The organism is Catenulispora sp. GP43, from assembly GCF_041260665.1.
GTDB lineage: Bacteria > Actinomycetota > Actinomycetes > Streptomycetales > Catenulisporaceae > Catenulispora.
Window position 1 is genome coordinate 186885 of sequence record NZ_JBGCCT010000020.1, and the last position, 18170, is coordinate 205054.

At 70.5% G+C, this 18170-nt stretch carries 16 protein-coding genes and 1 pseudogene; 10 read left to right on the forward strand and 7 right to left on the reverse strand.

Translation table 11 applies throughout. The annotated features are described in order from the left end of the window. The first annotated feature begins 160 nt into the window (after window positions 1-160). Window positions 161-463 carry a hypothetical protein gene (locus ABH926_RS34235; RefSeq protein WP_370370097.1) on the forward strand — a complete coding sequence of 101 codons (303 nt, stop codon included), beginning with the start codon at window positions 161-163 and terminating at the stop codon, window positions 461-463. Window positions 464-531: 68 nt separating this feature from the next. On the opposite strand, the gene ABH926_RS34240 is transcribed toward ABH926_RS34235, so the two are convergent. Further along, window positions 532-705 carry a hypothetical protein gene (locus ABH926_RS34240; protein ID WP_370370098.1) on the reverse strand — a complete coding sequence of 58 codons (174 nt, stop codon included), beginning with the start codon at window positions 703-705 and terminating at the stop codon, window positions 532-534. A gap of 353 nt (window positions 706-1058) precedes the next feature. Here ABH926_RS34240 and ABH926_RS34245 point away from each other — a divergent pair, with 353 nt between their 5' ends. After that, complete coding sequence (locus ABH926_RS34245) at window positions 1059-1844, forward strand: hypothetical protein (protein ID WP_370370099.1); 786 nt, start codon at window positions 1059-1061, stop codon at window positions 1842-1844. Between the two features lie 93 nt (window positions 1845-1937). Here the strand turns inward: ABH926_RS34245 and ABH926_RS34250 are convergent, their stop codons facing one another. Then, window positions 1938-3161 (reverse strand): aromatic acid exporter family protein, encoded by a 1224-nt coding sequence (locus ABH926_RS34250; protein WP_370370100.1) that lies wholly within the window; start codon window positions 3159-3161, stop codon window positions 1938-1940. A 39-nt stretch (window positions 3162-3200) separates the two neighbouring features. Further along, a complete protein-coding gene (locus ABH926_RS34255) occupies window positions 3201-4688 on the reverse strand; it encodes an MFS transporter (protein ID WP_370370101.1) in 1488 nt (495 codons plus the stop codon). A 448-nt stretch (window positions 4689-5136) separates the two neighbouring features. Between ABH926_RS34255 and ABH926_RS34260 the strand changes: the two genes are divergently transcribed. The 3 genes and pseudogenes from ABH926_RS34260 (at window position 5137) to ABH926_RS34270 (ending at window position 8400) form a co-directional block, all read left to right on the forward strand. Then, entirely contained in the window at window positions 5137-6597 is a 1461-nt protein-coding gene (locus tag ABH926_RS34260) for a trehalose-6-phosphate synthase (protein WP_370370102.1), read from the forward strand. Beyond that, a pseudogene (gene otsB / locus ABH926_RS34265) lies at window positions 6597-7415 on the forward strand (trehalose-phosphatase); the annotation flags it as partial. The gene ABH926_RS34260 and the pseudogene otsB, both read left to right, overlap by 1 nt. 85 nt (window positions 7416-7500) lie before the next feature. Next, complete coding sequence (locus ABH926_RS34270) at window positions 7501-8400, forward strand: UTP--glucose-1-phosphate uridylyltransferase (protein WP_370370104.1); 900 nt, start codon at window positions 7501-7503, stop codon at window positions 8398-8400. Between the two features lie 55 nt (window positions 8401-8455). Here ABH926_RS34270 and ABH926_RS34275 read toward each other — a convergent pair whose 3' ends face one another. Continuing rightward, entirely contained in the window at window positions 8456-10783 is a 2328-nt protein-coding gene (locus ABH926_RS34275; protein WP_370370105.1) for a PAS domain S-box protein, read from the reverse strand. Between the two features lie 215 nt (window positions 10784-10998). Here ABH926_RS34275 and ABH926_RS34280 point away from each other — a divergent pair, with 215 nt between their 5' ends. The 4 genes from ABH926_RS34280 (at window position 10999) to ABH926_RS34295 (ending at window position 14616) form a co-directional block, all read left to right on the forward strand. Beyond that, on the forward strand, window positions 10999-11238 hold the full coding sequence (locus ABH926_RS34280) for a hypothetical protein (RefSeq protein WP_370370106.1): 240 nt from the start codon (window positions 10999-11001) through the stop codon (window positions 11236-11238). A gap of 68 nt (window positions 11239-11306) precedes the next feature. Then, window positions 11307-11897 (forward strand): carboxymuconolactone decarboxylase family protein, encoded by a 591-nt coding sequence (locus ABH926_RS34285; protein ID WP_370370107.1) that lies wholly within the window; start codon window positions 11307-11309, stop codon window positions 11895-11897. Window positions 11898-11909: 12 nt separating this feature from the next. Further along, on the forward strand, window positions 11910-12446 hold the full coding sequence (gene cysC / locus ABH926_RS34290; protein ID WP_370370108.1) for an adenylyl-sulfate kinase: 537 nt from the start codon (window positions 11910-11912) through the stop codon (window positions 12444-12446). 40 nt (window positions 12447-12486) lie between these two features. Then, window positions 12487-14616, forward strand: a complete 2130-nt coding sequence (locus tag ABH926_RS34295) for a S9 family peptidase (protein WP_370370109.1) — start codon at window positions 12487-12489, stop codon at window positions 14614-14616. A gap of 98 nt (window positions 14617-14714) precedes the next feature. On the opposite strand, the gene ABH926_RS34300 is transcribed toward ABH926_RS34295, so the two are convergent. Both ABH926_RS34300 and ABH926_RS34305 read right to left on the reverse strand, forming a co-directional pair. Further along, window positions 14715-15299: a flavodoxin family protein gene (locus ABH926_RS34300; RefSeq protein WP_370370111.1), complete on the reverse strand. Its 585-nt coding sequence runs from the start codon at window positions 15297-15299 to the stop codon at window positions 14715-14717. Between the two features lie 29 nt (window positions 15300-15328). Next, entirely contained in the window at window positions 15329-16333 is a 1005-nt protein-coding gene (locus ABH926_RS34305) for an aldo/keto reductase (RefSeq protein WP_370370112.1), read from the reverse strand. A 39-nt stretch (window positions 16334-16372) separates the two neighbouring features. On the opposite strand from ABH926_RS34305, the gene ABH926_RS34310 reads away from it, so the two are divergent. Then, window positions 16373-17254: a TetR/AcrR family transcriptional regulator gene (locus ABH926_RS34310; RefSeq protein ID WP_370370113.1), complete on the forward strand. Its 882-nt coding sequence runs from the start codon at window positions 16373-16375 to the stop codon at window positions 17252-17254. Window positions 17255-17312: 58 nt separating this feature from the next. On the opposite strand, the gene ABH926_RS34315 is transcribed toward ABH926_RS34310, so the two are convergent. Continuing rightward, on the reverse strand, window positions 17313-18110 hold the full coding sequence (locus ABH926_RS34315) for a hypothetical protein (protein WP_370370114.1): 798 nt from the start codon (window positions 18108-18110) through the stop codon (window positions 17313-17315). Between the last annotated feature and the right edge of the window lie 60 nt (window positions 18111-18170).

The following is an 18170-nucleotide window of genomic DNA, read 5'->3' on the forward strand; positions in this document are numbered from 1 at the left end:
CCCGCCGGCCCGCCGTCCTGTCGTCCTGTCGGCCTGCCGCAGCCACCAAGTGCCCGAGTCGCATGCCATTCCCGTTTGCCCGCACGCGACTTGGGCACGAGGCGCCCAGCCGGCCGTGGCGCCGGCGACCGTCGGGGCGACCGGGATGAGGTGATCGGCCATGATGTGGTTTCCGCGCAGGCCTGCGAACAAAGCACAGAAACGGCTGACCGCCCTCGCCGAGCTGCACGCGCGCGCATCGGTGCGCGAGGCCGAGGAGATCGTGGCCAGCGCCTGGGCTGATCAGTTGATTGACGCGGTCCAGGCTCATCCGGGCAACCAGCAGCCGTTGGAGTACCAGCAGCTGCGCCTGATCAAAGCGGCCCGCAAGCGGGCGAAGGCCGCTGAGCGAGATCGCCGAAGGCTGCTCGACCTCGGCGTGGACCCTTCTGTGGTGCGGCATTCAGTCTGGCCGCGCTACTGACGCCTTCAACCCGAAGGCGTCAGTAGCATGATCGACGGACCGACAGACCGCCGCGCGACCAGCCGGACTCACGCCGATTCAGACGCCGATTCAGAGTCCGCCGACGCTGAGGATGTCCCCTCCTCGGCGTCCGTTCCGACGGTGTCCGGGAGATCGGAAAGGATCTGATCGTGCAAGGTCGCCTTCGCCCGGGCCACATCGCGCCTCGCGGAGGCCATCGTCTCGGCGGTCTGCTCCGTCATCTCTTCAAGGTGTTCCCTGGATGGCGGGGGTGTCTTCTGGGGACCGTTCGTCTCCGGTCGGGAATCCATCGCCGGCTCCCTTCGTGGTAGGCGGCCGTATCCCGCCCCTGGTGACCCCGATCCGGGGCGGTAAACCCGGTGGGCCCGTGACCACGTCCCGGGCCAGGTCGGCGGGCCGGTACACCGATGTGATGTCAATCTCAGAATTGTCACCCGTTTGTGTCATCGGTCGGTGCGGTCGACGGGTCGGGGATATATACATGATCTGTGATAACTCTGCGTGCCGACGACCCAGACCCTGCTGACGCCGGTCCGGACCCCGCGGTGCGCCGCGCGGCGTTCGGGGTGCCCCGGTGACGCTCCCGGGTGCGGATGCCGGCCGCGCCGCCGTGGTCATCGTCGGCGGCCATGAGGGCGGGGCCACCGTGGAGGTGGAGCCGCTGGCCGAGCGTGGGCCGCTGTTCCGCTCGGCGTCGGCCCGCCAGCAGCTGGACGAGGTGGTGCGTCAGGCCCTTGACAGCACCGACCTGCCGGTGTGCGTGGTGCCGATGACGCTGGGCCGGGATCCGCAGCTGGTGGCCGATGCCGCCCGGACGCTGATGGTGGTGGCCGACGGCGCGGCCGCGGGCCGGGTCGTCCTGGCCGAGCCGTTCGGCACCGCGACCCTGCTGACCGGCTGGCTCCGGGTCGCCGTGGCGCAGGTCGCCGACCCGCTCGACGCGGCGGAGCTGGCGGTGGTGCTGACCGCGAACGCCGCCAACAAGTTCGACGACGCCGAGCTGTACCGGATCGCCCACCTGGTCAGGGTGCAGGCCGAGGTCCCGTGGGTGGAGGTCGCCTTCCGCGGCGGCGACCCGGGCCTGGACGAGGTCCTGGAGCGCTGCGAGCAGCTCGGCGCGGCCCACAGCGCGGTGATCGCCGCCGACTTCGGATCCGGGATCGGCGCCCCCAGGCCCGGGGTCATCGACGGCGGGCCGCTGCTGAGCCCTTCGATGATCTCCGGCATGCTGGCCACGCGGGTCGGTGAGGCGCTGGTCAAGATCAGCCGGGGCGACGACGGGATCGTCGCCGGGATGGACGCCGACCACGACCACGGACACGGCGGCAGCCAGTGGCACGAGTCGGACGCCGACGGCTGACGGCGCGGCGGGCGATTAAGCCCGAGCTCAGCGCGTGTGACGACGGCCCCGCCCGGTCCACGCGACACCAGCCAGACGGCGCGGCGGGCGACTTCAGCCCGCCTCACGACCCAGCCGCCCCGTCCGCACGAACCGCTTGACCCTCGCCAGCCGCTCCTTCCGCGCGTGGCGTTCCGCCGCGGCCCGGTCCAGCTCCTCCATCAACCGCTGGGACCGGTGCTCCAGGTCCATCTCGTCCAGCATCCGGTCGATCTCGGCCAGCAGCGATCCGTACAGCTGCCACGCGTAAGGGTGCTCCTGGACACTTTCCAGCAGTAGCCGGGCCACCGGCTCCCGGTGGTCCCAAGCCGCCGACAGCTCCGCGGCCAGCCGGTTCTCCGCCTGCTCGGCGTCGCCGCTGACCTGGGTCGTCACCAGCACCGCGTAGCTGACCAGGGCCGCTCCGACGTCGGCCAGCAGTTCCTGCAGCGCCTGCGCCGTGTCGGCGGGGAACAGCGCCTCGTCCTCCTCGCGCCGCTTGGCCAGGTCCGTCATCGAGCGGGCCAGGACCCGCACCACGACCACGCAGATCTCCAGCGTGTCCAGCCCCGTGCGCAGCACGAGGCGGGTCAGCAGGCCCTCGCTGATCCGCGGATTCAGGCGCAGGCTGTCCTCGGCCTGGCGCAGCGCGGCGTCCACGTCGGCGACGGCCTGGTCGAGCCGGCGGGCCTCGTGGAGCCGGTCGGCGGCCCGGTGGACCGGGACCGGGTTGTCCAGCTCCTCGCCGATGCTCAGCAGCAGGTTCCGGGTACGGCGGGCCAGCCCGACGATCGACTCGGCGGCCGGGTCCACCCAGACCGGCGGGGCGAGCAGGACGTTGAACAGCAGTCCCACCCCCGCGCCGATCAGGGTCTCCAGCACCCGGTCCCAGGCCTGGGACGCCAGCTGCGTCACGCCCAGGACCAGCATCGCGCTGATCGCGACCTCGTTGACGAACTCGCCGACGTGGATGAACTGGCCGATGGTGAGCGCGGCCAGGATGATCAGGCCCAGGCTCCACCAGGACAGCCCGACCACGACGCTGAACCCGATGGCGATCAGCACGCCGGCCACCACCGCGATCACCCGCCGGATCCCGGTGGTGATCGTCGAGTACAGGGTCACCTGGACGACGAGCAGCGCCGTCAGCGGCGCGGTCAGCGGGCCCGGCTGCGAGCTGAGCTCCACCGCCACCGCATAGGCGATCACCGCCGCGGCGGTGGCGCGAAGCGTCCACATCACCACCGGGTCGTTGCGGTATGGCGCCAACGACGCCGCCCAGCCCCGGATCCGCGCCATCGGCTGCCGCCCCTTACCCTTCGCTGCCCGGCCCGCGGCCTACGCGGCTGCCGCGGACGCGGCACCGCTGTTCGCGCCGCGAGCCGAGATCGGCGGTGCGACGTTCTCCAACGACTGACGCTCGGCGTCCACCCCGAGGAACCAGCCGACCGCGCCGCCGATCATCATCACCACCGCCCCGATGACGTAGCCCCAGAACAGCGGCACGCGATCCGGATGCGGGTTGTTCTGGCCGCCGATGAGGTGGCCGAACAAGAACGGGGCGACGACGCCGCCTGCGCCTTGGGAGATGGCGAAGAAGAAGGAAATCGCCTGCGCGCGAAGTTCCAGCGGGAAGATCTCGCTGACCGTCAGATAGGCCGAGGAGGCGCCGGCGGAGGCGAAGAAGAACGTCACGCACCAGAACGCCGTCTGCGTGGTGGCGTTCAGCACGCCGGCGCGGAAGAAGAAGGCTGACACCAGCAGCAGCAAACCGGAGAACCCGTAACTCAGCAGGATCATCTTGCGCCGGCCGATGGTGTCGAACAGGTTCCCCAGCAGGAGTGGCCCGGCCAGGTTGCCCAGGGCGAAGGGGAAGAAGTAGTAGCTGGTGTGAGCCTTCGATACGCCGTAGAAGTGCTGGAGTACCAGGGCGTAGGTGAAGAAGATCGCGTTGTAGAGGAACGCCTGGGTCACCATCATCGAGAAGCCCAGGATCGACCGCCGGGGGTACTGCCCGAAGAACACCTTCGCCATCTGCGGGTAGCTGATGCTCTTCTCGGGGACGATCTCCAGCGCCTGGCTGTCCGGCACCTCTTCCAGGCGCACTCCCTGGGCCCGCACCCGGGCCTCGATGTCGTCGACGACCTGCTCTGCCTCCTCCTGGCGGCCGTGGGTCATCAGCCAACGGGGACTCTCCGGGATGTGGCGTCGCAGGAAGATGATCGCCACACCGATCGCCGGGCCGATCAGGAACCCGATCCGCCAGCCGATGTTCTGCGGCACCTGGTCGGACAGCAGGAACAGGTTCGCTGCGGCGCCCAGTGCCGCACCGCCCCAGTAGGTGCCGTTCACGGCGATGTCGACACGTCCGCGGTAGTGGGAGGGGATGAGTTCGTCGATGGCGGAGTTGATGGCGGTGTATTCGCCGCCGATGCCGGTGCCGGCGATGAAGCGCAGGACCAGCAGCGACCACAGGTCCCAGGAGAAGCCTGCCAGGCCGCTGGCGACCAGGTAGATGCCCAGGGTGATCATGAAGAGCTTGCGGCGTCCCAGCCGGTCGGTGATGCGGCCGAAGACCAGGGCCCCGACCACCTCGCCGGCCAGATACACCGAGCCGACCGCGCCGACTTCGGCGGTGGTCAGGCCCAGCGAGCTCTGATACCCGGCCTGGGACACGATCTGGATTTCCAGGCCGTCCAGAATCCAAGACACGCCGAGTCCGACGATGACCATCCAGTGAAATCTGCTCCACGGCAGCCGGTCCATGCGCGCGGGCACCAGGCTGCGATGGCCTGTTCCGGTCGATCCTCTCGCGACGGTACTCATAAGCTGACCTCTCGATCGACCCGGTGGTGGCGGCAATGACCGACAGATGCCCGGCTTCGCTGAACCGAATCGGGAGGGTCACCCATTTGTCACGCCGTGGCGAACGCATGATCCACTCGGTTTGAAGTCGCCGGTGCCGGGCACATTGAGCCCTTACCGCAGCGGTGGCCATCAGCCGGCTGCCGCGCCGCGGAAGAAGGGGATGCGTGAGATCTGTGAGCACTGGCGTGGTTCCATGCCCTGCCACCGCACCGAACGGCCGAACCGCCGACGACCGGACGCCCGGCTCCCGGGCGCTGCGGATGCGGGTCGTGCGGGGGTTGCCGAGAATCGGTTCCGGAGTCCGGAACCTGCGGAAGACCGACATCGGCCCGAGCCTTGCCGGCAGTGACTCGCCACCTCGCGGCGCGAGCCGGGGGCGAGCAGCGATTGATGAGGCGATTGGCGCGTGGGAGTGACTACGGTGCGCGGTGCGGAGTTCCTGGTGGTCGCCAACCGGCTGCCGGTCGATCTGGAGCGGCTCGAGGACGGGACCGAGCGCTGGCGGGCGAGCCCCGGCGGCCTGGTCAGCGCGCTGGAGCCGTTCCTGCGCAGCCGCAAGGGGGCCTGGGTCGGCTGGTCCGGCCAGCCCGATCTGGACGTCGAGCCGTTCGAGGACGAGGGCCTGTCGATGCACCCGGTGCGGCTGTCCGCCGCCGACATCCGGGACTACTACGAGGGTTTCTCCAACGCCACGCTCTGGCCGCTCTACCACGATGTCGTGGTCAAGCCGGTGTTCGAGCGGGCCTGGTGGGACCGGTACGTCGAGGTCAACCAGCGCTTCGCCGACGCCGCCGCGGCCGCCGCGGGCAAGGGCGCCACGGTGTGGGTGCAGGACTACCAGCTCCAGCTGGTCCCGGCCATGCTCCGGGAGCAGCGTCCGGACCTGCGCATCGGCTTCTTCCTGCACATACCGTTTCCGCCGGTGGAGCTGTTCATGCAGCTGCCCTGGCGCAGCGAGATCGTGCGCGGGCTGCTGGGCGCCGACCTCGTCGGGTTCCAGATGCCGCTGGGAGCCCAGAACTTCTTGTGGCTGACCAGACGCCTGCTCGACCTGGAGCCGACCAGGGCCGCGGTGAAGATGCGCAGCCATCCCGGGTCGGTGCCGTTCGAGGGCCGCCAGATCCGGGTCGGGGCCTTCCCCATCTCCATCGACGCCGCGTCTTTCGACGCGATGTCGCGGCAGCCTCACATCACCGAGCGCGCCCGGCAGATGCGCGCGGACATGGGGGACCCGAAGCACCTGCTGCTCGGCGTGGACCGGCTGGACTACACCAAGGGCATCGATGTTCGGCTGCGGGCCCTGCGCGAGCTGCTGGTCGCCAAGCGGGTGGATCCGGAGAGCGTGGCCATGGTCCAGCTGGCCACCCCGAGCCGGGAGCGCGTCGACCAGTACAAGGTGATGCGGCGCAGCATCGAGGAGCAGGTCGGAGGGCTCAACGGCGAGTTCGGCCGGGTCGGCCGCCCGGTCGTGCACTACCTGCACCAGCCGGTGGACCGGGAGGAGCTCGTCGCGCTGTACTGCGCGGCCGACGTCATGGTGGTCACGCCGCTGCGCGACGGGATGAACCTGGTCTGCAAGGAGTACGTCGCCACCCGGCGCGGGCTCGACGGGGTGCTGGTGCTGTCCGAGTTCGCCGGCGCGGCGAACGAGCTGACCGGCGCCGTGCTCGTCAATCCGCACGACCCCGACGGCGTCGCCCGCGGCCTGGAGCAGGCGCTGACGATGGACCCGATGGAGGAGCGGTCGCGGATGCGGACCATGCACCGGCAGGTGATGACCCACGACGTGGACCGGTGGGCGCGCTCGTTCCTGGACTTCCTGGATCCCGACTCGGCCGGGACCGGCGGCGCGGAGGCGGCGCACTGATGACCGCCGAGTCGCTGTCGGGTTCGCTTCCGGAGCCGCCGCCGGCGCCGCTTCCCGAGCCGCTGCGGCAGGCGGTCGCCGCCCTGGCCCGCACGCCGCGGCTGCTCGTGGTGTGCGACTACGACGGGACGCTCGCGCCGATCGTCGAGGATCCGGCCAAGGCCTATCCGCGGCCGGAGGCGGTGCGGGCCCTGCGATCCCTGGCCGAGCTGCCCGAGACCACCGTCGGACTGATCTCCGGCCGGGCGCTGCGCGACCTGTCCGCACTGTCCGGGCTGTCGGCCGGGGTGCGCCTGGTCGGCAGCCACGGCGCGGAGTTCGACGCCGGATTCGGCGACGCGCTGGACGACCGGGCACAGGCGTTGCGCCGCCGGTTGGAGGCGGGCCTGGAGGAACTCGTCGGGCAGACGCCGGGGGTGTTCCTGGAGGCGAAGCCGGCGAGCATCGCGGTGCATGTGCGGCGCGCCGAGCCGTCGGTGGGGGAGTCGGTCCTGGAAGCGGTCCGCTCCGGCCCCGCCCGGTGGGAGGGCATCCACGTCACCGAGGGCAAGGCGGTCATCGAGCTGGCGGTCCTGGACACCGACAAGGGCGCGGCCCTGGACATGCTGCGCCGCCAGGCCGACGCCACGGCGGCGCTGTTCGTCGGCGACGACGTCACGGACGAGAAGGCGTTCGCCCGCCTGACCGGGGCGGACGTGGGGGTGAAGGTCGGCCGCGGCGAGAGCCTGGCCGAGTACTCCGTGCCGGACACCCGGGACGTCGCGGTGATGCTGGCCGACCTGCTGGCCCGGCGGCGGGCCGGGCTGGGCGGCGACCGGACCGTTTGACCGCTTGACCGTTTGACATGCCCCGCGCGGGACATGCGGCGGACCTGAACCGCACTGACGCTACCGGAGGTATTCGATGACGCAGGCGATCCGAAGAGCCGTGATTCCCGCGGCCGGCATCGGCTCCCGCCTCCTGCCGCTCACCAAGGCCATCCCCAAGGAGATGCTGCCGGTCGGCGACCGGCCGGTGATCGAGCACACCGTCCGCGAACTGGTCGCATCCGGCATCACCGACATCACCATCGTGGTGTCCGGCGGCAAGGACCTCATCCAGCAGCACTTCCGGCCGAACCCGGCCCTGGTCGACCAGCTCCACGCGGAGAACAAGCACGCGTACGCCAAGGCCGTGCAGGACGTCGCGGAGCTGGCGCTCGCCGGCCACATCACGTACCTGGACCAGCAGGGTCCCTACGGCAACGGCACCCCCGTCCTGAACGCCGCGCGCGGCACCGGCGACGAGCCGATGCTCGTCCTGTGGCCCGACGACGTGTTCGTGGCCAAGATCCCGCGCGCCCAGCAGCTGATCGCCGCCTACGAGCAGACCGGCTGCCCGGTGTTGGCGTTGATGCCCATGAAGCGGGAGGACTCCGGGCGCTATGGAGTGCCCGAGGTGAAGGAGGACCTCGGCGACGGCCTCCTGCGGATCAGCAGGCTGCTGGAGAAGCCCGAACCCGAGATCGCGCCGTCGGAGTACGCGGCCATCGGCGGATACGTCGTCACGCCCCCGATCGTCGAGGAGATCCAGGTTCTGACAGAGCGCTGGGCCCAGCACCAGACCGGCGAGGTCTACCTGACCGACGCGATCAACGCCTACGCCGCCACCAGGGCCGTCTACGGCCAGGTCATCGCCGGCCACTGGTACGACACGGGCAACCCCACGGACTACCTGGTCGCGCAGTTCGCCTCCGCGCTCGCACACCCCGAATACGGGCCGGTGCTGCGGGATATGGTGCGCGACCACGAGAGCAGGTCGTAGTCGTCCGAACCCGGGCCGGGATGGTGACCCGGGCCGGGATGGTTCGGCCGCCCGGTCAAGCGCTCGACACCGAGAACCACACCGTCTTCCCGTTGTTCGTCGGCCGCACGCCCCAGTCCGCGGCGATGGCGTCGACCAGGCTCAGCCCGCGGCCGGACTCGGCGTCGACCCCGGCGTTCAGGCACCGGGGTCTTCGGGTGCTGTGATCGGTGACCTCCACGGTGAGGTGGGCGGGGGTGCGCAGGAGGCGCAGCCGGATCGGGCCGTGGCCGTGCCGGACCGCGTTGGCCAGCACCTCGGAGGCCAGCAGCACGGTGGCGTCGCAGGTGTCGGGGTCCGTGCAGTTCCAGGAGCGCAGGGTGGCCTCGACGTAGCGGCGTCCGGCCGGGACCGCGTCGGCGGCCGAGGGCAGGTCCACGGCGGCCGAGGCCGTCGGCGTCGGCGGGGTCCGGATCAGCACCAGGGTGACGTCGTCGCCGGGGTCGCCGACGTCGTCGAGCAGTTCGGCGACGACGGCCTCGGCGGTCTTGTCCAGGGGCAGGCCCTCGGCGGCGCAGGCGGCCAGGGTGCGGGTCAGGGCGCCGATCTGGTGCTCGATGTCGCTGCGGGGCGTCTCGATCAGCCCGTCGGTGTACAGCGCCAGCACCGCGCCGGAGGGGATGGTGACCTGCGACTCGCGGTGCGTGATGTCGCCGACGCCCAGCGGCACCGAGACCGGAGCCGGGAGCCAGTAGCCGTCGGCTCCGTCCGGGTCGATGACCAGGACCGGCAGGTGGCCCGCCGAGGACAGGACCGTCTGGCCGGTGTCCGGGTCGATGACCAGGTAGCAGCACGTCGCCATCTGGTCGGGCAGGTCGGCCACCACCGCGTCCAGGTACCCCAGCAGCTGCCCGGGCGGCATCCCGGTGCGGGCCAGGGCGTTGGCGGCCGAGCGCAGCTGGCCCATCACCGCGGCGGCGTCCAGGCCGCGGCCCATGACGTCGCCGATGAGCACCCCGGCCCGGCCGTCGGTCAGCGGGATCAGGTCGAACCAGTCCCCGCCGACGCCGGCGCCGACGGTGGCCGGCAGGTAGCGGCTGGCGGTCTCCAGGCCCGGGATCGGCGTCGGGGTGCCCATCAGACTGCGCTGCAGGGTGAGGGCTATGTGCTGCTGCTGTTCGTACAGGGTCCTGAGCTGCAACTGGGTGCGCTTGATCTCCGAGACGTCCCGCACGATGGCCGACGCGCCGACGATCGTCCCCTCCGGCTCGCGGACCGGCCACAGCGTGGTGTCCACGTGCAGCATCCGGCCGTCCTTGGCCATCCGCATGGCCTCGAAGTGCTCGATCTTCTCGCCCGCGGCCAGGCGCCGCAGCAGGTCGGCGATCTCCGGCTCGCGCCCGGGCGGGGCGAGCAGCGAGATGTGCCGGCCGATCGCCTCGGCACCGGAGTAGCCGTAGAGGCGTTCGGCGGCGTCGTTCCAGAAGGTGATCCGGCCGTCCAGTGTCTTGGTGATGATCGCGTCCTGGGAAGACGAGGCGATGGCGGCCAACTCGTGGACCTTCTTCTCGGCGGCCTTGCGGTCCGAGACGTCGCGGACGGCGGCGGAGTACAGGCGGCCGCCGTCGGCTTGCAGTGGCGACAGCGAGATCTCCACCGGGAACTCGGTCCCGTCCTTGCGAAGCCCGTACAGGTCCAGCCCGGCGCCCATCGGCCGCGGTTGCGGGCCCTCGGCGAAGCCCGAGCGGTGCGCGGTGTGCCGCTCGCGGAAGCGGTCGGGGACCAGCACCTCGACGGGACGGCCCAGCAGTTCGATGCGGTCATACCCGAACAGCTGCTCGGTCTGGGCGTTGACCAGCTGGATCAGTCCTATGCCGTCGACGATGACCATGGCGTCCGGCGCGGACTCCAGCAACTCCCGGAACCGCTGCTCGGCGGCTTTGCGGTCGGAGACGTCGCGGACGGCGGCGGAGTACAGGCGGCCGCCGTCGGCTTGCAGTGGCGACAGCGAGATCTCCACCGGGAACTCGGTGCCGTTCTTGCGCAGGCCGTACAGGTCCAGGCCGGCACCCATCGGCCGTGCCTGGGGACCTTCGGCGAAGTCCGAGCGGTGCGCGGTGTGCCGTTCGCGAAAGCGGTTGGGGACCAGCAGCTCCACCGGCTGCCCCAGCAGTTCGGCGCGCGCGTAGCCGAACAGCTGCTCGGTCTGGGCGTTGACCAGCTGGATCAGCCCCGTGCCGTCGACGATCACCATGGCGTCCGGTGCGGACTCCAGCAGCTCCCGGAACCGCTTCTCGTCCCAGGCCCCGTGGTCGTGGGTGACATCAGTGGCACCACAGGTACAACGACTGCTGCGATCCGGGCGCGCCTGAGGTAATTCGGCCTCCGCGGGGACTGCATTCATGGAACTCCTCAAAAAGCCCTATATCTCCTTGGAATGGCAGGTGGCGATCGCCGCATCGCAACGCTACCGTGTTCGACCGGTTACGGTGCGCGTTCCGGCCAATCAGCTCGGACGGGGCCTTCGTGAGAACTCTTAAGGGACATCCCTCGATCTTTCGCACCAATCCGGGGGAGCCGCAGCCTCGTATGTCAGGAGACGAGTGTTCAATTCTTGGTGTGGAGGAGGACCACGCGATGGCCTTGGAACACGGATCCGTGCGCGCTGAGCAGGTCACCGCCGGCATGGACCTGCTGTGCCGCGGTGCCTGGCGGCCGGTGCTGGCCGACGCCGACGTGATGGCGGCGAGGAACGGCAAGCGGGCCCGGATCGTCGTCGGCAGAGCCGGCACCGACGCCACGGACACCGTCGACCTGGTCGCGCACTCCATGGTCCGGGTCCGGCCCCGGCAACCGTAGGCCGTATCGTTGGTCAAGATCCTGACCCGCCGGGGTCGGGAAGTTCCGAGCACTTGGGGGCCGCCGCGATGACCGAGTCCACCCGCCCGCTCGGCGGACGGCTGCCGCTGGCCGACCCGGCGGCGCTCGCCCCGGCCCAGCGCGAGCTCTACGACCAGCTGATCGGCACGTGGGTGGCGTTCACCGACAAGCTGGGCATCCGGTCCACGACCGAGGACGGCCGGCTGATCGGCCCGTTCAACGCGCTGCTGCTGCATCCCGAGGTGACCGCGAAGCTGCTGGAGTTCCAGGCCGCCGAGTCGGCGAACACCGGCCTGTCGCCGAGCGTGCGCGAAGTGGTGATCATCGTCCTGGGTTTCGTCTACGCCGCGGACTACGAGCTGTACGCGCACAAGATCGTCGCCCGGACCGCCGGACTGGCCGACGACCACGTCGTGGCCCTGGCCGGCGGGGACATCCCGGAGGGCCTGGGCGAGCACGAGAAGCTCGCCGCGCGGCTCACCCTGGCTATGGCGACGCGCCGCCACATCGACGAGGAGCTGTATCAGGAGGCCGAGTCGGCGTTCGGGGCGAAGGGCCTGTTCGACATCGCCGCCGTGATGGGCGTCTACCACACGGTGTGCACCATGCTCACCCTGTTCGAGGTCCCGGCGCCGTAGGTGTTGTCCGCCATGCACGTCACCGGGGGCACCGTGTGGCTGACCGGACTCCCGAGCGCGGGCAAGAGCACGATCGCCGACGCCGTGGCCGAGCGACTGCGCGCCGAGGGGCGCCGGGTGGAGGTCCTGGACGGGGACGAGATGCGCCGGGTGCTCTCCTCCGGGCTCGGATTCAGCCGCGCCGACCGGGACACCAACGTCGAGCGCATCGGGCTGGTGGCGGAGCTCCTGTCCCGCAACGGGGTCCTCACCCTCGTCCCCGTCATCGCGCCCTACTCGGCCGCGCGCGACGCGGTGCGCCTCCGGCACGAGTCCTGCGGGCTCACCTTCCTTGAGGTGTATGTCGCCACCCCGCTGGCCGTGTGCAGGAAGCGGGATGTGAAGGGCCTTTACGCGCGCAGCGAGGCCGGTGAGCTCGTCGGGTTGACCGGGGTCGACGACCCCTATGAGCCGCCGGAGCGCCCGGATCTGGTCGTCGAGACCCAGCATCAGAGCGTTGAGGACTCCGTGACGGAAGTGATGACGCTGCTGGGCAAGCACGGACTGTAAATGACGGCCCGGCCAGCTCACCGCCACCTAGACTTCTCATATGAAACCGCCAGTAGCTGCCCGCCGTGACCATGAGCGTTCCCGCCACGGCGATGTCGTCAACGATCCCTACGCCTGGCTGATCGACCGGGAAGACGACGAGGTGCTGGCCTACCTCAAGGACGAGAACGCCTTCACCGAGGCCGGGACCGCCGATCAGGCGGAGCTCCGCGAGACGATCTTCCAGGAGATCAAGTCCCGGACGAAGGAGACGGACTTGTCCGTCCCCACCCGCAAGGGCGACTGGTGGTACTACTCCCGCAGCGTCGAGGGGCTGCAGTACTCGATCCACTGCCGGGTCGCCGCCGACGGTCCGACGCCGCCCAGCCTCCCCGAGGACGGCTCCGCGCTGCCCGGCGAGCACGTCCTGCTCGACGGCAACGTGCTCGCCGAGGGGCACGACTTCTTCTCCCTCGGCGGATTCGACATCTCCCCGGACGGCAGGTTCCTGGCGTACTCCTTCGACTTCGCCGGCGACGAGCGCTACACGCTGAAGGTGCGCGATCTGTCCACCGGCGAGGACCTGGCCGACGAGGTCGAGAACACCTATGTCTCGATCGCCTGGTCGCGCGACGCCTCCACGCTCTTCTACACCACGATCAACGACTCCTTCCGCGCCTACCGCGTACACCGGCACGTGCTCGGGACGCCGGCCGCGCAGGACGTGATCGTCCTGCAGGAGGACGACGAGCGCTTCTACGTCGACGTCCTGCTCACCCGCAGCGAGCGGTTCCTGCAGATCACCAGCCGGTCGGAGATCACCAGCGACGTGCGGCTGCTGGACGCCGACGACCCGGCCGGGTCCTTTCAGATCGTCGCGCCGCGCCGCAACGGCGTCGAGTACTCGGTGGAGCACTGGGCCCATCCCGGCGACCCGGCGCGCGACCTGCTCCTCGTCCTGCACAACGCGGACGGCAAGGTGGACTTCGAAATCGCCTCGATGCCGGCTGCCGCCCTCGGCGAGCACGCGGCGTGGACCCCGCTCGTCGCGCACCGGCAGGGCGTCCGTCTGAACTCCGTCGAGGCCTTCGCCGGCCACCTCGTCGTCGGCTACCGCCGCGAGGGGCTCACCGGGCTCGCCGTCCATCCCGTCGACGCCGCCACCGGAACGCCGGCCGCGCAGGGCACGCCGATCGAGTTCCCCGAGCAGGTCCATTCGGTCGGCCCGGACGAGAACGACGAGTACGACACCACCCGCTACCGTCTGGGCTACACCTCGATGGTCACCCCGCAGAGCGTCTACGACTACGACGTCGCGACCGGCGAGCTGACGCTGCTCAAGCGCAAGCCGGTGCTCGGCGGCTACGACCCCGACGACTACGTGCAGGAACGCGTCTGGGCCACGGCGGACGACGGGGCGCGCGTCCCGGTGACGCTGGTGCACAAGAAGGGTGTCGAGGCGGACGGCTCGAATCCCTGCGTGCTGTACGGATACGGCTCGTACGAGACCTCCATCGACCCGTACTTCGCCATCCCGCGCCTGAGCCTGCTCGACCGCGGCTTCGTCTACGCGATCGCCCACATCCGCGGCGGCGGCGAGATGGGCCGCCAGTGGTACGAGGACGGCAAGCTCCTCCACAAGCGCAACACCTTCACCGACTTCATCGCCGCCGCCCGCCACCTGGTCGCCGCCGGCTGGACCACCAAGGACCGCCTCGTCGCCCGCGGCGCGAGCGCCGGCGGCCTGCTGATGGGCGCCGTCGCCAACCTCGCGCCGGACGACTTCCGCGCCATCGTCGCCGGGGTCCCGTTCGTGGACGCGCTGAACACGATCCTGGACCCGGACCTGCCGCTGACCGTCATGGAGTGGGAGGAGTGGGGCAACCCGGTGGAGGACCCCGAGGTCTACGCCTACATGAAGGGCTACAGCCCCTACGAGAACATCGCGGAGGCGCAGTACCCCTCGATCCTGGCCATCACCAGCCTCAACGACACCCGCGTCGGCTTCCACGAGCCGGCCAAGTGGATCGCGCGGCTGCGCGCCGAAGCCGGCGGCGAGCAGGACTTCCTGCTCAAGACCGAGATGGAGGCCGGGCACGGCGGACGCTCCGGGCGCTACAGCGCCTGGCAGGAGGAGGCGTTCAAACTGGCCTGGATCATCGGCAAGGCGGCGGGGCCGGCGGCGGGCTGAGGGCAGCCTCTGGAGCGTGGATGACAGTCGGCCCGGCGGCCGTCATCCACGCTCCTACCGATCGCCGGAAGCCCTTGCCGGCCTAGGCCATGGTCGTGCTAGGACGCGACCGGATGCCGGTAGCGCAGCGCTTGGGTCGCGACTCGCGTGCCGAGGTGGCTCGCCGTGGTCATGTCGGCGGCGTGGACGGCGTCCGGGCCCTGGTCGTTCCAGGTCTGGGCGCCCGCGCCGAGGTAGAACCCGAGCCGGTTGTCGTCGTGTTCGCTGCTGGTGGTGGTGTTCCAGCCGGGCATGAGGCCCAGGCTGACCCAGTGCATGCCGTGTTGGGCGGCCAGCAGGGCGAGGTACTGCAGCGTGTGCAGTTTGTCGCCGCTCATCGATCCGGAGTTGGTGAACCCGGAGGCGAGTTTGTCCAGCCAGCGCTGGTCCATCCAGCGCTTGGAGGTGGCTTCGGCGAAGGCGTGGAAGGCCCCGGACGCCGATCCCATGTAGGTCGGTGTCCCGAAGATGATCGCGTCGGCGGCGTCGAGGACGTCCCACTTCGCGTCGGTCATGTCGGCCACGTCGACCAGGTCGGCGCGGGCTCCGGGTACCGATTCGACACCGTCGCGGACGGCCTTGGCGAGCTCCAGGGTGTGTCCGTAGCCGGAGTAGTAGGCGATGGCGACGTGAATGGTCGTCATGTCAGGTCCTTTCGTTGTGGGGGGCTTGCTCAGGACTCGCGGGAGTCCGCGGTCTCGGTCATGTCCGGGTAGCGGTCGCCGGCCACCTGCGCGGCGATCGGGTCCAGACGGGCCAGTTCGTCGTCGGTGAGGGAGATCTCGAGGGCGGCCAGGTTCTCCGCCAGCCGCGCCGGGTCGCGGGTGCCGGGGATCGGCACCACTGTCAGGTTCCGTACGACGGCCTGCTGATGCAGCCAGGCCAGGGCGATCTGGGCCATCGACGCCCCTCGGGCCTCGGCGATCCCGGCCACCGGTGCCAGCAGTTCGGCGTTGCGCTGGGCGTTCTCGCCGGTGAACCGGGGGAACACCGAGCGGACGTCATCGCTTCGCAGTTGGGCGGGCATCGCCCCGGTCAGGAATCCCCGCCCCAGTGGGGAGTAGGGCACCACGCCGACGCCCAGTTCAGCGGCGGTCGGCACCAGCGTGCCCTCGATGTCACGCGTGAACAGCGACCATTCCGACTGGACGGCGGCGATGGGGTGCACGGCGTCGGCTTCGCGGAGCTCGTCGCCGGTGACCTCGCTCAGGCCCAGGTGCCGCACTTTGCCTTGGGTGACCAGTTCGGCCATCGCCCCGACCGATTCGGCCAGCGGTATTCGCGGGTCGCGGCGGTGCATGTAGTAGAGGTCGATCTCGTCGAGTCCGAGCCGGGACAGGCTGCCGTCGACGGCTTGCCGGATGTAGCCGGGATCGTTGCTGACCGACATCGAGCCGCCGGCGCCGCGGACGCTGCCGAACTTGGTGGCGATGACGACCCGCTCGCGGTGTGCCCGCACGAACGGGGCGAGGAAGCGTTCGTTCTCGCCCCGGCCGTACATGTCGGCGGTGTCGAACAGCGTCACGCCCCGTTCGAGGGCCGCTTCCAGTGTGGCGTGGGCGGCCGAGGTGTCGGTGTCGCCGTAGAACTCGCTCATCCCCATGCAGCCGAGGCCCTGTGCTCCCACCGTCGGACCCCGACGGCCGAGCCGGACGTGCTCCAGCCTGCTGTCTGTCACGTGTGCTCCTTCGTTGTTGACGTTGGTAACGCTAAAGTGATGACAGCGTCAGTGTCAACGTCAACAGTTTCGCGCTATCATCGTCACGTGAAAGCGGACGAGCGACGGCCAGGGGCGGACGACCAGCGCGAGCAGATCCTGGGCGCGGCGGTGAAACTGCTCGCCGAAGCCGGGCCGTCCGGGCTCTCCACCCGGGCCGTCGCGGCGGCGGCTGGAGTCCAGACACCGGCTCTGTACCGGCTGTTCACGGACAAGGACGGACTCCTCGACGCCGTGGCCAGCTTCGGCTTCGAGAGCTACCTGGCCGACAAGCGCGCGTTCGAGCCCGGCGAGGACCCGGTCGAGGACCTGCGCCGAGGCTGGGACCTGCACGTCGAGTTCGGACTGGCCAATCCGGCCGTCTACACGCTGATGTACGGCAACGCCCGACCGGACCGCCAGCCCGCGGCAGCCGCGGAGAACCGCGCCATCCTGCGCGCCATGCTCGAACGCGCCAACCAGCAGGGCCTGCTGCGGGTATCCGTCGACGCGGCCACTGTGGCCATCGAGGCCTCCACGACAGGCGCGGTCCTTCTGCTGCTGGCCCAGCCCGAACACGCGCGCGACGCCGAGGTGATCAGGCCGCTGCGGGACATCGTGCTCGACGCCGTGACGGAGCAGCGGGCATCGCGCGCCGCCGACCGGTCCCCGATCGCCGACCGCGCGCAGTCGCTACTGGGGATCATCGCCCCCGCCGGCGACGCCGACCCCGTGACTGAGGCGGGCTTCAGCGTCTCCGAAGCCGGCCTGTTGCGGGAATGGCTCGCGCGACTCGACGGGGCGCACCGATCCATCGGCAACGGCGACGGCAATGGCACAGGCGGCAACAGCGGCGGCGGCCCCGGCAGCAGCAGCGGCGGCGGCAACTCGGCATCTCGATAGCCGCAGCAGCGGCGCCTGCGATGCGTCCTGGGATGCGGCCTGCGATGTCGCAGGAATGTCAGCCGATTCCGTCGTCACCCCGGCTGAGCTTGAGCAGTGCCGCCGAGGTACGCGTGGCGAGTACGCCGGACACGGCCGCGGGGGACAGGAGCGGTGCGCCGTCGATGACCCCGGGCCCGGTGCCGGTCGCGGAACCGAAGTCCGCGGGGATCAAGGCGATCCGGCGCGCGCCGAGCATTTCGCAGCGGGCGATGCCCTCGGCGAGGCCGGGGTCGCCGCCGCGCAAGGCGACTTCCACCCACGGCAGGCCTCCCTGGGTCCTGACCAGATGGGCGATCCGGAAGAGCTCCGCGTCGTCGAACCGGTTGGCGGCGTTCGCGATCACCAACGCCGCGAGGTCGGTCGCGCGGGGCGAGCCGGCGGCCTGGGCCACCGCCACTCGGAGCCAGCCGGTCAGCAGGGTCGCGGTGCCGAACGGTTCGGCCAGCACGATCCGGCCGGCGGCCGCGCCGACCGGCACCGACATCAGCGTCCGGGCGGCGTCCGCGACCAGCCTCGGATCACGTCCCAGCGTCATCGGCACCACGCACACCGGCAGATCGGTGGTCTCCAATGCCTCCCGGACAACCTCGCCCAATTCCCGGCGTGCCGACGCCGCGCGGAACAGCGCCCCACGCTCGGCCGACGGCTCCACCTCCACGTCGGCGCCACCCTCGTGGCCTCCGACGATGACCACCGCAGCACGCGCGGTACCCGCCGCCGGCATGACTGGTGTGCCGACTGGCGTCCCGACTACTGTGACGCGGACCACGTTGTGCGGATCGTTCAGGGCTGACTGTCTGATCAGTGCGTTCATACGTCCTCGCCGACATTGCCCAGGGGTGAGCGAGCGCCGTATGCCCCGAGTTTCTTGAAG

Excerpts from the sequence above, each read along its gene's own strand:
- ABH926_RS34295 (WP_370370109.1), top strand. The coding sequence starts at position 12,487 with ATGAAACCGCCAGTAGCTGCCCGCCGTGACCATGAGCGTTCCCGCCAC.
- ABH926_RS34250 (WP_370370100.1), bottom strand. The coding sequence starts at position 3,161 with ATGGCGCGGATCCGGGGCTGGGCGGCGTCGTTGGCGCCATACCGCAAC.
- ABH926_RS34300 (WP_370370111.1), bottom strand. The coding sequence starts at position 15,299 with ATGACGACCATTCACGTCGCCATCGCCTACTACTCCGGCTACGGACAC.
- ABH926_RS34270 (WP_370370104.1), top strand. The coding sequence starts at position 7,501 with ATGACGCAGGCGATCCGAAGAGCCGTGATTCCCGCGGCCGGCATCGGC.
- ABH926_RS34255 (WP_370370101.1), bottom strand. The coding sequence starts at position 4,688 with ATGAGTACCGTCGCGAGAGGATCGACCGGAACAGGCCATCGCAGCCTG.
- ABH926_RS34285 (WP_370370107.1), top strand. The coding sequence starts at position 11,307 with ATGACCGAGTCCACCCGCCCGCTCGGCGGACGGCTGCCGCTGGCCGAC.
- ABH926_RS34315 (WP_370370114.1), bottom strand. The coding sequence starts at position 18,110 with ATGAACGCACTGATCAGACAGTCAGCCCTGAACGATCCGCACAACGTG.
- ABH926_RS34275 (WP_370370105.1), bottom strand. The coding sequence starts at position 10,783 with ATGAATGCAGTCCCCGCGGAGGCCGAATTACCTCAGGCGCGCCCGGAT.
- ABH926_RS34310 (WP_370370113.1), top strand. The coding sequence starts at position 16,373 with ATGACAGCGTCAGTGTCAACGTCAACAGTTTCGCGCTATCATCGTCAC.
- cysC (WP_370370108.1), top strand. The coding sequence starts at position 11,910 with ATGCACGTCACCGGGGGCACCGTGTGGCTGACCGGACTCCCGAGCGCG.
- ABH926_RS34240 (WP_370370098.1), bottom strand. The coding sequence starts at position 705 with ATGACGGAGCAGACCGCCGAGACGATGGCCTCCGCGAGGCGCGATGTG.
- ABH926_RS34235 (WP_370370097.1), top strand. The coding sequence starts at position 161 with ATGATGTGGTTTCCGCGCAGGCCTGCGAACAAAGCACAGAAACGGCTG.